Here is a 12,664-nt window from a genome sequence, read left to right on the forward strand (position 1 = left end):
TCCCAGCCTACTGATCGGTATGACGAATTCTGTTACGGCAGCTCGGAGGCGAGATCCCGGACGGTCGGGCGCAGTGCCGCGGCGATGTCGGGCGCGGTCACCGGGCCGCCGGCAGCGGCCCGGCGCCCGGCCAGCCCGTGAACGTACGCCGCGGCGGCCGCCGCCTGCTCGGGCGGCAGACCCGCGGCGAGCAGCGATCCCAGCAACCCGGCCAGCACGTCGCCGCTGCCCGCTGTGGCCAGCGCGGACGTGCCGCTCGGATTGACCAGCGCCTCGCCGGCCGGGGTGGCCACGATCGTGCGGTCGCCCTTGAGCAGCACCACCGCGTTGGTCCAGGCGGCCAGCTTGAGGGCCGCGCCGACCCGGTCGGAGCCGGGCGCCTCGCCGGCCAGGCGCTTGAACTCGCCGTCGTGCGGGGTGAGCACCATCGGGGCGTCCCGGCGCAGGTCTTCGGCGTGCTTACCGTCGATCAGCATGGTCAGCGCGTCGGCGTCGAGAACCACGGGCAGCGACGTGGCCAGCACGCTGCGCAGGGTGGTGCGCGCCTGTTCGTCGGTGCCCAGACCGGAGCCGCACACCCAGGCCTGCACCCGCCCGGTGTCGGCCACCCGGGGCGCGGCGACCACCGAGGGGTGGGCGCGGACGACTTCGGCGTGGGCGCTGCCCGCGTAGCGGACCATGCCCGCCGGGCCGGCCAGCGCACCGCTGACCCCGAGCAGCGCGGCGCCCGGATAGGTGGCGGAACCGGTGGCGATGCCCACCACGCCGCGGGTGTATTTGTCGGACTCGGGGCCGGGCTGCGGCCACCACCGCGCGACGTCACCCGAGTCGGGCACGGACAGCGCCGGGTCGATCCGCAGCGCCGGCCCGAGGCCGATGTCGACCAGCTCGACCTGACCGCAGCGCACCGCGGCCGGACCGACCACATGGGCCGGCTTGAGGCAGCCGAAGGTGACAGTGACATCGGCCGACACGGCCTCGCCGGGCACGTCGCCGGTGTCGACGGCCACGCCGCTCGGCACGTCCACGGCGACGACGGCGGGCCGTACACCCGCCCGGCCGCGCAGATCGCCCAGCTGCCGCACCAGAGCCGCCGCCGGCGGGCGCAGACCACCGCTGGCCCCGATGCCGACGATGCCGTCGAGCACCAGGTCAGCGCGTTCGGGCAGCTCACGCACGGTGAAACCGCCGGCCGCGCGCAACGCCTGCAGGCCGGCAAGATGAACGCGGTCGGGCCGCAGCAGCAGCGCACGGACCTGAGCGCCCCGCCGGGCCAAGGCAGCGCCCGCATAGAGCGCGTCGCCCCCGTTGTCGCCGCTGCCGACCAGCAGCAGCACCCGCGCGCCGTAGACGCCACCGGACTCGTCGAGCAGCAGGGCACACCGCCGCGCCAGCCCGGCCGCCGCCCGCTGCATCAGCGTGCCCTCGGGCAGCGCCGCCATCAGGGTTCGTTCCGCCGCGCGCACATCCGCGACCCGCCATGCCTGCCGCATCGGTCCTCCAGCCTTTTCCGACGAGACGATGCCGACTGTTCTAGCGCACAGGGGCGACATTTTCGCGCCCGCGCAGGTCAGAACGGTGTCAGGATTCCGCGACCACCATCGCCGAGGCGATGCCGCCGTCGTGCGACAGCGAGAGATGCCACCGGTTGATCCCGCGTTCGACGGCCACCGCGGCGACGGTGCCGGAAACCGTGAGCCAGGGCCGCCCGTCCGGATCGGCGACGATCTCGCAGTCGTGCCACAGCATGCCCGCGGGCGCCCCGAGCGCCTTGGCCACCGCTTCCTTGGCCGCGAAACGGGCGGCCAGCGACTCCGCCGACCGCGGATTTCCGGAGCCGCTCAGCCGCTCGCCCTCGGTGAAGAGCCGCACCGCCAGCGACGGCGTCCGGTCGAGGGCACGGGCGAAGCGCTCCACCAGGACCACATCGATGCCGACAGCCACGATCACGGCCACAACCCTATCGGGCGCCGCCCTTTAGCACGGGGGCGAGCGGCGTACCCGGCCTGTGGACAGCCGGCGGCCGTCGTCCACAGGTCGCCCCACAGCCGCCTCGCGACCCCTAACGTCGGCGCATCCCATCGCCGGATCCAGGGAGGGCGTCCGATGAACCCCGATCTCGAAGTCGACACCGAAGCGCTGCGGCGCGCCGCGTCCGACATGGCCGCCACCGGTGACCGGGTCACCGCCGCGACCGCGGAGGAACCGCCGGCCCCGGCCATCCCGCGCTGGGCCGCCGCCGACGCGGCCCAGCAGGCCGCCGAGGCCGCCCGCGCCCAGCTCGCGCTGCTCGGCGCCGACGTCGGCGAGACCGCTCGCCGGGTCAGCGAGTCCGCCGCGGCCTACGAGCTGGCCGACGCCCGGGCCGTCACCCGTCTGCGGCTCACCCGATGACCACCGCGGCCGTGCACGCCCGCCTGCGTGTCACCGACCCGGCGCGCTGGCGGGCGCTCGCCCTGTCCTGGCGGCGCTGGGCGGCACTCGCGGGCCGGTTGGCCGCCGAGTTCGGTACGCGGGTGGCCGCCGTCGGCGGTGTCTGGCGGGGCGCCGCGTCGATGGCAGCGGCGCACCGTCTCGGCGAGCTGCGGCGCCGGCTCACCCTGTTCCGGCTGCATTGCTGGCTCGCCGACCAGGCGGCCAGCGAGTTCGCCGCGGCCCTGGCCCGGGCCCGTGCGCTGCTCGGCCAGGATCGTGCGGCTGCGCTCGCGCTGGCGGCCCGGGCCGACGCCGAGGCCACCGACCGGCTGATTCGGCTGGCCGAGGCCATGCAAACCCCGGCCCAGCCACCACCCGCAGCCGGCCGGCCCGACTGCACCACACCGCCGGCCGACGTTCGCCGCTGGTGGTCCGCGCTCGCGGCCGGGGAGCGCAACTGGCTGTTGGCGACCGAGGCCGTTTGGCTCTCCGGGCTCGACGGGCTGCCGGCCGCCGACCGCGACATCGCCAACCGGCTGCTGCTGGACGACCGCCGGGCCGAGCTCGACCGGGCGATCGCCGCGGCCACCGGCCGCGACCGCGATCGCCTGCGTGAGGTGCGCGACGGGCTGGCCACGCTGAGCGACCGGCTCACCGACGAGAACGGCCCCCGCGCCTATCTGCTGAGCCTCGACATCGGCGAGGAGGGCCGGGCGGTGGTGGCGCTCGGCGATCCCGGCCGGGCCACCAACGTGCTCACCCACGTGCCGGGCATGACCGCCGATCTGGCCTCGTTCGGCGGCGAACTGGCCCGCGCCGAGCGGGTCGCCGAGCGCGCCGCCGAGCTGAGCCCCCGGTCGTCGACCAGCGCGGTGCTCTGGCTCGACTACGACGCCCCGGATTTTGTCGGCGAGGCAGCGAGCGCGCGCCGGGCCGAGGCCGCGGCGCCCGCGCTGCGGCAGTTCCAGGAGGGGCTGCGGGCCGGTCACGAGGGCCCGCCCGCCCGGCAGGTGGTACTCGGCCACAGCTACGGGTCGCTGGTGGTCGGCCGGGCGGCGGCCGCGGGCGGGTTCGCGGCTGACGGCGTCGTCTTCGTGGGCTCGCCCGGCGTCGGGGCCGGATCGGCCCGGGAACTGCGCATGCCCGACGGCGAGGTGTGGTCGACCACTGCACGCAGCGACGTCGTCCAGTACGCGGCGGTGGCCCCCGGCGGGCTCGTCCGTGACCTGGTGGTGGCGGGCGGGGCGCCGGTGACCGGGCCGTGGCTGGCCTTCGGAAGACCCGAGCGCGACCTGTGGTTCGGCACCAACCCGAGCGACCCCGGGTTCGGCGCCCGGGTGTTCGCCAGCGATCCGGCCAGCGGCCACGTCGGTTACTGGGAGAGAGGAACGCCCTCGCTCGACACGATGGCCGCCATCACGCTGGGCACAGCGCGATGACGGCCACGGGGTGCGACGGGCTATTCGACGGTGACCGACTTCGCCAGGTTGCGGGGCTGGTCGACGTCGTGGCCGCGGGCCGAGGCGATCTCGCAGGCCAGGATCTGCAGCGGCACGGTGGTCATCAGCGGCGCCAGCAGCGTCGGTGTGGCCGGCACTGGGATCAGGTGGTCGGCGTAGGCGGCGACGCTGTCGTCGCCCTCCTCGGCGATCACGATGGTGCGGGCGCCGCGGGCGCGCACCTCCTGGATGTTCGAGACGACCTTGTCCCGGATGACGCCGCGGCCGGCCGGCGACGGCACCACGCAGACCACCGGCGTGCCCTCGTCGATCAGGGCGATCGGCCCGTGCTTGAGCTCGCCGGCGGCGAAGCCCTCGGCGTGCATGTAGGCGAGCTCCTTGAGCTTGAGCGCGCCCTCCAGCGCCACCGGGTAGCCGACGTGGCGGCCGATGAAGAGCACGGTCGAGGCGCTCTTGAGGTCGCGGCCGAGCGCGCGCACCTCCTCCATCGAGCCGAGCAGGGTGCGCAGGCTGTCCGGGGTGGTCTGCAGCTTCTCGACCACGGCGGCGACCTCGTCGGCGTACATGACGCCGCGGATCTGGGCCAGGTGCAGGCCGATGAGGTAGCAGGCGACCAGCTGGGTGAGGAACGCCTTGGTCGACGCCACCGCGATCTCGGGGCCGCCGTGCGTGTAGAGCACCGCGTCCGACTCGCGCGGGATCGTCGAGCCGTTGGTGTTGCAGATGGCCAGCACCCGGGCCTTCTGCTCCTTGGCGTGGCGCAGCGCCATCAGCGTGTCCATCGTCTCGCCGGACTGACTGATCACGATCACCAGCGTCGAGCGGTCGAGGATCGGGTCGCGGTAGCGGAACTCGCTGGCCAGCTCGACCTCGCACGGGAGGCGCACCCAGTGCTCGATGGCGTACTTGGCGACCATGCCCGCGTTGTAGGACGTGCCGCAGGCGATGATGAAGATCTTGTCGACGTCGCGCAGGTCCTGATCGGTGAGCCGCACCTCGTCGAGGACGATCTCACCGCGGTCGGAGAGCCGGCCCAGCAGCGTGTCGGCGATGGCCTGGGGCTGCTCGGCGATCTCCTTGAGCATGAAGTAGTCGAAGCCGCCCTTCTCGGCGGCCGAGGCGTCCCAGTCGATGTGGAACTCCTTGCCCTGCTGGGCGGAGCCGTCGAAGCCGGTGATCTCGATGCCGGCCGGCGTGATCAGGACAACCTGGTCCTGGCCCAGCTCGATCGCCTCGCGGGTGTACTCGATGAAGGCCGAGACATCGCTGGCCAGGAAGTTCTCGCCCTCACCGCGGCCCACGACCAGCGGGGAGTTGCGCCGGGCGGCGGCGACCGCGTCGGGCGTCCGCACGTCGATGGCGAGCAGGGTGAAGGCCCCCTCGAGCCGGCGCACCGTGCGGCGCATGCCCTCGGCCAGCAGCTGCGGCCCCTCGGCGTGGCCGGACTCGCGCAGCGCACGCACCTCGGCCGCGAGCAGGTGGGCGGCGCACTCGGTGTCGGTGTCGCTGGTGAACTCGACGCCGGTCGCCTCGAGCTCGGCGCGCAGGCGGGCGAAGTTCTCGATGATGCCGTTGTGGATAACCGCGACCTGGCCGTCCTGCGAGACGTGCGGGTGCGCGTTGCGGTCGGTCGGGCCGCCGTGCGTCGCCCACCGGGTGTGCCCGATGCCGGTGTTGCCGACGGCGATGCCGGGCTGGGTCGCCTCGGCGAGCGCCTTCTCGAGGTTGGCGAGCTTGCCCGCCTTCTTCTCGGTCAGAAGCGCGCCGTCGTCGACTACGGCGACACCGGCGGAGTCGTACCCGCGGTATTCCAGCCTGCGCAGTCCGTCAATAACGATGCTGAGCGCCGGACGACCGCCGACGTACCCCACGATGCCACACATGGCGGTGACTCTAGCCCACGACCGCTCACCCGTCATGCGCGAGAAGCACCCTTTCGAGCACACGGACTGCGCAGAACAGACCGAAAGGCCGACGGCGCCCTCGGACGGCTGGCGTCATTGGCGTACCGTCGGCTACCGCGCCACGACAGCGCGCTCGCTTCGGGAGACATGTTGAGCAATCAGCCCGACAATCGGCAGCCGGACGGCACCTCTGAGCCGGGTGCGTGGCACCCGCCGTCGTTCACGCCTGGATCCGCGCCGCTACCGCAGCCGCCGAATCCCGACTACCCACCGACGTCGGAGTTCCCGGCCACCCCGACGGATCAATTCCCGCCGCCGGCCTACACCCCGCCCGGTTACGCCCAGCCCGGTTACGCGCCGCCGGAGTATGCCCAGTCCGGCTATCCACCGCCGGAGTACGCCCAGTCCGGCTATCCACCGCCGGAGTACGCCCAGCCCGGCTATCCACCGCCGGGGTACGCGCCGCCGGGCCATCAGCCGCAGCAGCCCCAGCCGGGTCCACCCGGGCGCCCGCCGCGCAAGAGCAAGCTGCCGATCGTGGCGGTGCTCGTGGCGATCACGCTGCTGCTCTGCGGCGGCGTCGCCACCGCGGGCGTGCTGATCGCGCGCAACGTGGCCGACCGGGCCGAGCGAGCGGTCGACGCCCTGCCCGACCTGCCGTCGGCCGCGCCCCAGCTCCCGGATCTGCCCTCGAACGCGCCGCAGATCCCCGACCTGCCCACCGAGCTGCCCAGCCTGCCGGCCGGGCCCGGCCTCGACAGTCGCCAGATCTCGGTGACGTACGAGGTGAGCGGCGAGGGCAAGGCGTCGCAGATCCTGTACGTGGAGAAGCTCGGCGACACTCCCAAGCGGATCGAGAACGTCGACCTGCCGTGGAAGTTCAGCACCAAGATGGAGACGCCCGCCCTGGTGTCGGTCGTCGCGATGCGGATCGGCACGTCGGAGGGCACGATCAGTTGCCGGGCCCTGGTCGACGGGGCCGAGGTCAAGCAGCGCACGTCCAGCGCGAGCAACGTGGCCACGGCCTCGTGCACCCACTTCGCGATCGACTGAGCGCGACCGGCTGAGCGGGCAGAACAGACATCAGGCGAGCAGAGACCAAGGCGAGCAGATGACGAGTGACCCACTGGTCGAGCGGATGCGCCCGTTCGGCACCACGATCTTCACCGAGATGTCCGCCCTGGCCACGCGCACCGGGTCGATCAACCTGGGCCAGGGCTTCCCCGACACCGACGGCCCGGCCGAGATGCTGGCCGCCGCCGCGCGCGCCCTTCAGGGGGGCGCCAATCAGTACCCGCCCCTGCCCGGCATCCCGGCGCTGCGCGAGGCCATCGCCGAACATGAGCAGCGCTTCTGGGCCCTACCGCGCGATCCCGGCCGCGAGGTGGTCGTCACCGCCGGCGCCACCGAGGCGGTCGCCGCCGCCATCCTGTCGCTCTGCGAGCCGGGCGACGAGGTGGTCACGTTCGAGCCGTACTACGACTCCTACGCGGCCTCGATCACGCTGGCCGGCGCGGTCCGGCGGCCGGTGACGCTGCGCCCGGTGGCGGGCGGCCGCTACGGCTTCGACGAGGCCGAGCTGCGGGCGGCGTTCGGCCCGCGCACCCGTCTGGTGCTGCTCAACTCGCCGCACAACCCGACCGGCAAGGTGTTCACCCGGTCCGAACTGGGCCTGATCGCCGACTTGTGCCGGCAGCACGACACGTACGCCGTCACCGACGAGGTATACGAGCACCTGGTCTTCACCGACGCCGCCGAGCCGCATGTGCCGCTGGCCGGTCTGCCTGGCATGCGGGAGCGCACGCTGCGCATCTCGTCGGCCGGCAAGACGTTCTCGTGCACGGGCTGGAAGGTGGGCTGGGCCACCGGGCCGGAGCGCCTGGTGTCCGCGGTGACGCGGGTGAAACAGTTCCTGACCTTCGTCAACGCGGGCCCGTTGCAGCCGGCCGTGGCGGTGGCGCTGGGCCTCGGCGACGACTACTTCACCGGCTTCCGCGACGAGTTGCAGGCCCGGCGCGACCACCTGACCGCCGGGCTGGCCGAGGCCGGCTTCGCGGTGCAGCCCTCGGACGGCACCTACTTCGTGACGGCCGACATCCGGCCGCTGGGTGGGACGGACGGCATCGAGTTCTGCCGGGAGCTGCCCGAACGCTGCGGCGTGGTCGCCGTGCCCACGCAGGTGTTCTACGACGACCGGGCCGCGGGCCGCCATCTGATCCGCTTCGCCTTCTGCAAGCGCGAATCCGTGATCGACGAGGCCGCTCAGCGCCTCGCCAAGCTGGGCCGCGGATAAGCCTCGCCAAGCCGCGCGGCGGTTAAGCATTGCCGAGCTTGCGCGGCGGATGAGCGTTGCCAAGCTTGCGCGGCGGTTAAGCATTGCCACGCTTGCGCGGCGGATGAAGAAACGGGCCGGCCCGCGAAGGACCGGCCCGTGTTCGACGTTGCTGTCAGGCGGGGGATGCCGAACGGACCTCGTCGGCGATGCGCTCGGCGACCTCGCGGGCCTGTTCCTCGGTGGCGGCCTCGACCATCACCCGGACGAGCGGCTCGGTGCCCGACGGGCGCAGCAGCACCCGGCCGGTCTCGCCCAGCTCGTTCTCGGCCAGCGCCACGGCCGCCTGCACGGCCGGGGCCGAGGCGCCCGCGGCCCGGTCACCGACGCGGACGTTGATCAGCACCTGCGGCAACGGGTGCACGACCGACGCCAGGTCGGCCAGCGACTTGCCGGTCGACGCGAGCTGGGCCATCAGGTGCAGGCCGGTCAGCACGCCGTCGCCGGTTGTGGCGAAGGCGGGCATGACGATGTGCCCGCTCTGCTCGCCGCCCAGCGCCAGCCCCTTGGCGGCCAGCTCTTCGAGCACGTAGCGGTCGCCGACCTTGGTCTCGATCAGCTTGATACCGGACTGCTTCATGGCGATCCGCAGTCCCAGGTTGCTCATCACGGTCGCGACCAGAGTGTCGTCGGTCAGCGTGCCCGCGTCGCGCATGGCCAGGGCCAGGATCGCCATGATCTGGTCACCGTCGACCACGTCGCCCGAGGCGGTCACGGCCAGGCAGCGGTCGGCGTCGCCGTCGTGAGCCAGGCCCAGGTCGGCCCCCTCGGCCAGCACGGCGTCGCGCACCTTGTCGAGGTGGGTCGAGCCGCACTCGTCGTTGATGTTCAGGCCGTCCGGGTCGGCGTGGATCGCGATGACCTCGGCGCCGGCCTCCTCGTAGGCCACCGGCGCGACCTCGCTGGCGGCGCCGTTCGCGCAGTCGACGACGACCTTGATGCCCGCGAGGCTGTGCGGGGCCGAGCCGACCAGGTGCTTCACGTAGTGCTCGGCGCCGTCCAGCAGGTCGTGGACCCGCCCGATGCCGGCGCCGGTCGGGCGGCCGATCAGCCCGTGCCCGTCCTTGACCGCCTGCTCGATCCGCTCCTCCAGCTCGTCCGGCAGCTTGGTGCCGCCGGCGGCGAAGAGCTTGATCCCGTTGTCGGGCATCGGGTTGTGCGAGGCCGAGAGCATCACGCCGAGGTCGGCGTTGGTCTGGCCGACCAGGAAGGCCACGGCCGGGGTGGGCAGCACGCCGACCCGGACCACGTTGGCCCCGGCGCTGGTCAGCCCGGCGACCACGGCCGCCTCGAGCATCTCGCCGCTGGCCCGCGGATCACGCCCGACGATCGCGAGCGGCTGGTGGCTGCTGTCGCTCTCGACCAGCACCCGCGCGGCCGCGACGGCGACGCTGAGGGCCAGTTCCGGGGTGAGAAGTTCGCCGTTCGCGAGCCCGCGTACGCCGTCGGTGCCGAACAGACGCCCCATGGAGGCTTCCTTTCGCCGGTTCACCCCTCCAGGGGAGGCGAGCCGGGTGCGTTGAGAAGGGGAGGGAACGCAAAACGGCCGGGCCGGCCCCCTGAAGAACACCAGGGGGCGCAACCCGGCCGTGTCAGACTCGGCGCAAAATCAGCGCTTCGAGTACTGCGGAGCCTTGCGGGCCTTCTTGAGACCGTACTTCTTGCTTTCCTTGACGCGGGAGTCCCGGGTCAGGAAGCCGGCCTTCTTGAGAGCGGGGCGGTCGTCGGGCTCGTTCGTGATGAGCGCCCGAGCGATGCCGAGGCGAAGCGCACCGGCCTGGCCGGTGATGCCGCCGCCACGCAGGTTGGCGATCACGTCGAACTGCTCTTCCTTCTCAGCGGTGACGAGCGGCTCACGGATGAGCTGCTGGTGCACCTTGCTGGGGAAGTAGGCGTCGAGGTCGCGACCGTTGCAGGTGATCTTGCCGGTGCCGGGCACGAGGCGCACACGGACGATGGCCTCCTTGCGGCGGCCGACGGTCTGGATGGGACGGTCACCGGGACGCGGGGCGCGGACCGGGGCCGGCGCGGGCGTCTCGACCACAACGACCGTCTCAGCGGGCTCCTCGACGGTCTCGACGACCTCGGGCTCGATAACGTCGGACATGCTGCTGCCTTCTCCCGCGCTCACTGCGCGATCTGGGTGATTTCGAACGGCTGGGGCTGCTGCGCCGCGTGCGGGTGCTCAGCGCCCGGGTAGACCTTCAGCTTCTTGATGATCTGCCGCGCGAGCTTGTTGTGCGGGAGCATGCCCTTGACGGCCAGCTCGATCGCCTTCTCGGGGCGCTTGCTCAGCAGCTCCTCGTAGCCGACCTGCTTGAGGCCGCCCGGGTAACCCGAGTGGCGGTAAGCGACCTTGGTCTGCCGCTTGTTGCCGGTCAGGGCGACCTTGCCGGCGTTGATGATCACCACGAAGTCGCCGGTGTCGACATGCGGGGCGAAGGTCGGCTTGTGCTTGCCGCGCAGGAGAGTCGCGGTGTGGGTGGCCAGCCGGCCCAGAACGACGTCAGAAGCGTCGATAATGTGCCACTGACGCTCGATCTCACCCGGCTTCGGGCTGTACGTACGCACAGAATTACCTTGTCTTGTCGTCGGTCTGGGGTCGCGCGCTGGTCGCGGCGAACGCGAGCATCAAGCCTACCCCCGGGGAGCGGGCTCGCAGCTGTCGCACAACAGCAGGCAACAATACCCGGCTGCGCGGCGCGTGGTCAAAACGTGCAACGGAGCAACACGATCGGTGGCCCCGCACACGAACCCCGGTGGGTACGGACGCGACCTCCAAGAATAACCGTTGCCAAGCATACCCGCTCCCGAGGACGCGCCCGACACCGGGATCGGCGGTTGGGAAGGTCACAGGTCGATACCTCTTAGCAGGCTCGAAACAAACGGGACGCAAGGGCGAAATTCCTCACCGGCACGCTTCCGTCATGGCCAATGGTGCTGACACCTCGACGACGCGGGCCCAGCGTGGCTCGGGCGTGCGCGGAGGACGCACTATGGATAAGCCACCGTCAGGGTTGAGGACGGACCTGACGGTGACCGCCGGACCGGCTTCCCGGTTCGGCGAAGAGGAGTCGTGGCGCGCGCCGGCCGGAGGTATGGCGGAGAACGCAGGCGTGACATGGGAGCGGGTCGACGCTGAGGACGGCGTACTCCGAGCGTGCCCTTCGGTGGACCGGACGGCCGCGCCACGACTTCTGATATTGGAAAAAGAGCCCCGATGACGGAGCGGACGGTCATCACGGCGGCCGCCCTGTCCGAGCCGGCCGCGTCGCTCTCCGGCTTCACGGTCGGCGTCACCGCCGACCGCCGCCGCGACGAGCTGGCCCACCTGCTCGAGAGCCGCGGCGCCCGGGTGGTGATCGCTCCCGCCCTGCGGATCGTCCCGATCGCCGACGACGCCGAACTCAAGGCGGCCACCCGGGCCTGCCTCGACACCCCGCCCGACATCGTGCTGGTCAACACGGGCATCGGCATGCGCGGCTGGCTCGAGGCGGCCGAGGGCTGGGGCCTGGCCGAGCCGCTGCGGGCCGTGCTCGCCGGCTCATATCTGGTGGCTCGGGGCCCCAAGGCCCGCGCCGCTGTCCGGGCGGCCGGCCTGCACGACCAGTGGTCGCCCGAGGGTGAGAGCTACGAGGAGGTCGCCGACCACCTGCGGTCGCGTGGCATCAGTGGCCTCACTGTGGCCATGCAGCTGCACGGCGAGAGCCAGCCCGAATACACCGAGGCTCTGGAGCTGGCGGGGGCCCGGGTGATCGAGGTGCCGGTCTATCGCTGGGCGGCGCCCACCGACCCCGCGCCGCTGCACCGCCTGGTCGACCTGATCACCGCCCGGCTGGTCGACGCGGTCACGTTCACCGCCGCCCCGGCCGTCCAAGCCCTGCTGCGCACAGCCGGCCCCGGCTCCGACGCCGTGCTGGAGGCCCTGCGCGGCGACGTCCTGGCCGCGTGCGTGGGCCCGGTCACGGCCGCACCGCTGCGCCGCCACAACGTGCCGGTGGTCACGCCGACCCGGGCCCGGCTGAGCTCGCTGGTCCGGACGATCGTCGACGAGCTGCCGCAGCGCGCGCTCTCGCTCGAGGTGGCCGGCCACTCGCTGACCCTGCGCGGCCACGCCGCCATCGTCGACGGCGAGCTGCGCCCCCTGGCGCCCGCGCCCATGGCCGTGCTGCGCGCCCTTGCCACCGTTCCCGGCCGCGTCCTTTCCCGGGCTGCGCTGCTGCACGCCCTTCCCCGCGGCGCCGACGAACACGCCGTCGAAATGGCCGTGGCCCGCCTCCGCGCCGGCCTGAGCGCCCCCGGCGTCATCCAGACAGTAGTAAAACGCGGCTACCGCCTACCCGTCTGACAGCGGCTACCGCCTACCCGTCTGACAGCTGCCGGCGTTTCTCAGCCGTCCACCGAATTCGTGCGGATCGGCCGGTTTCCGCTTTTGAGCGCAACCGCTCACGCAGGTCGCCGTGGCGGGGCGAGCGTTATGGGCGCGCCAGCGCCCAGCTCGCCCTGCCGCGGCCCTCGGCGGGAGCAGCGGTCTGCACCCACCACCCAGCCAC

General features: G+C 72.6%; 11 protein-coding genes. 5 read left to right on the plus strand and 6 right to left on the minus strand.

The window, feature by feature from the left end; translation table 11 throughout:
* Positions 1-32 precede the first annotated feature (32 nt).
* Both KXC43_RS15840 and KXC43_RS15845 read right to left on the minus strand, forming a co-directional pair.
* Positions 33-1,493: an NAD(P)H-hydrate dehydratase gene (locus KXC43_RS15840; RefSeq protein ID WP_221376820.1), complete on the minus strand. Its 1,461-nt coding sequence runs from the start codon at positions 1,491-1,493 to the stop codon at positions 33-35.
* A gap of 88 nt (positions 1,494-1,581) precedes the next feature.
* Positions 1,582-1,950, minus strand: a complete 369-nt coding sequence (locus tag KXC43_RS15845) for a holo-ACP synthase (RefSeq protein ID WP_221376821.1) — start codon at positions 1,948-1,950, stop codon at positions 1,582-1,584.
* 156 nt (positions 1,951-2,106) lie between these two features.
* Here KXC43_RS15845 and KXC43_RS15850 point away from each other — a divergent pair, with 156 nt between their 5' ends.
* Complete coding sequence (locus KXC43_RS15850; RefSeq protein WP_221376822.1) at positions 2,107-2,394, plus strand: hypothetical protein; 288 nt, start codon at positions 2,107-2,109, stop codon at positions 2,392-2,394.
* Positions 2,391-3,854 (plus strand): alpha/beta hydrolase, encoded by a 1,464-nt coding sequence (locus KXC43_RS15855; RefSeq protein ID WP_221376823.1) that lies wholly within the window; start codon positions 2,391-2,393, stop codon positions 3,852-3,854. The genes KXC43_RS15850 and KXC43_RS15855 overlap by 4 nt, the downstream gene beginning before the upstream one ends.
* 20 nt (positions 3,855-3,874) lie before the next feature.
* On the opposite strand, the gene glmS is transcribed toward KXC43_RS15855, so the two are convergent.
* A complete protein-coding gene (gene glmS, locus KXC43_RS15860; RefSeq protein WP_221376824.1) occupies positions 3,875-5,758 on the minus strand; it encodes a glutamine--fructose-6-phosphate transaminase (isomerizing) in 1,884 nt (627 codons plus the stop codon).
* 168 nt (positions 5,759-5,926) lie between these two features.
* Here glmS and KXC43_RS15865 point away from each other — a divergent pair, with 168 nt between their 5' ends.
* Both KXC43_RS15865 and KXC43_RS15870 read left to right on the plus strand, forming a co-directional pair.
* Complete coding sequence (locus tag KXC43_RS15865) at positions 5,927-6,832, plus strand: MmpS family transport accessory protein (RefSeq protein ID WP_221376825.1); 906 nt, start codon at positions 5,927-5,929, stop codon at positions 6,830-6,832.
* Between the two features lie 58 nt (positions 6,833-6,890).
* The gene (locus tag KXC43_RS15870) at positions 6,891-8,072 is read left to right on the plus strand and encodes a pyridoxal phosphate-dependent aminotransferase (protein WP_221376826.1); all 1,182 of its coding nucleotides are present in this window, start codon (positions 6,891-6,893) and stop codon (positions 8,070-8,072) included.
* Positions 8,073-8,226: 154 nt separating this feature from the next.
* Here the strand turns inward: KXC43_RS15870 and glmM are convergent, their stop codons facing one another.
* The 3 genes from glmM to rplM all read right to left on the minus strand — a co-directional run bounded on the left by glmM (position 8,227) and on the right by rplM (position 10,682).
* Complete coding sequence (gene glmM, locus KXC43_RS15875; RefSeq protein ID WP_221376827.1) at positions 8,227-9,579, minus strand: phosphoglucosamine mutase; 1,353 nt, start codon at positions 9,577-9,579, stop codon at positions 8,227-8,229.
* 141 nt (positions 9,580-9,720) lie between these two features.
* The gene (rpsI, locus tag KXC43_RS15880; RefSeq protein ID WP_255644130.1) at positions 9,721-10,218 is read right to left on the minus strand and encodes a 30S ribosomal protein S9; all 498 of its coding nucleotides are present in this window, start codon (positions 10,216-10,218) and stop codon (positions 9,721-9,723) included.
* Positions 10,219-10,238: 20 nt separating this feature from the next.
* Complete coding sequence (rplM, locus tag KXC43_RS15885) at positions 10,239-10,682, minus strand: 50S ribosomal protein L13 (RefSeq protein WP_215792927.1); 444 nt, start codon at positions 10,680-10,682, stop codon at positions 10,239-10,241.
* A 649-nt stretch (positions 10,683-11,331) separates the two neighbouring features.
* Here rplM and KXC43_RS15890 point away from each other — a divergent pair.
* On the plus strand, positions 11,332-12,459 hold the full coding sequence (locus tag KXC43_RS15890) for a uroporphyrinogen-III synthase (RefSeq protein ID WP_221376828.1): 1,128 nt from the start codon (positions 11,332-11,334) through the stop codon (positions 12,457-12,459).
* The last annotated feature ends 205 nt before the right edge of the window (positions 12,460-12,664 follow it).

This window comes from Paractinoplanes polyasparticus (genome assembly GCF_019710575.1).
In the GTDB taxonomy this organism is placed as follows: domain Bacteria; phylum Actinomycetota; class Actinomycetes; order Mycobacteriales; family Micromonosporaceae; genus Actinoplanes; species Actinoplanes polyasparticus.

Coding starts and splice junctions, on each gene's coding strand:
- KXC43_RS15840 (WP_221376820.1), bottom strand. CDS start 1,493: ATGCGGCAGGCATGGCGGGTCGCGGATGTGCGCGCGGCGGAACGAACC.
- KXC43_RS15850 (WP_221376822.1), top strand. CDS start 2,107: ATGAACCCCGATCTCGAAGTCGACACCGAAGCGCTGCGGCGCGCCGCG.
- KXC43_RS15855 (WP_221376823.1), top strand. CDS start 2,391: ATGACCACCGCGGCCGTGCACGCCCGCCTGCGTGTCACCGACCCGGCG.
- glmS (WP_221376824.1), bottom strand. CDS start 5,758: ATGTGTGGCATCGTGGGGTACGTCGGCGGTCGTCCGGCGCTCAGCATC.
- KXC43_RS15865 (WP_221376825.1), top strand. CDS start 5,927: ATGTTGAGCAATCAGCCCGACAATCGGCAGCCGGACGGCACCTCTGAG.
- KXC43_RS15870 (WP_221376826.1), top strand. CDS start 6,891: ATGACGAGTGACCCACTGGTCGAGCGGATGCGCCCGTTCGGCACCACG.
- glmM (WP_221376827.1), bottom strand. CDS start 9,579: ATGGGGCGTCTGTTCGGCACCGACGGCGTACGCGGGCTCGCGAACGGC.
- rpsI (WP_255644130.1), bottom strand. CDS start 10,218: ATGTCCGACGTTATCGAGCCCGAGGTCGTCGAGACCGTCGAGGAGCCC.
- KXC43_RS15890 (WP_221376828.1), top strand. CDS start 11,332: ATGACGGAGCGGACGGTCATCACGGCGGCCGCCCTGTCCGAGCCGGCC.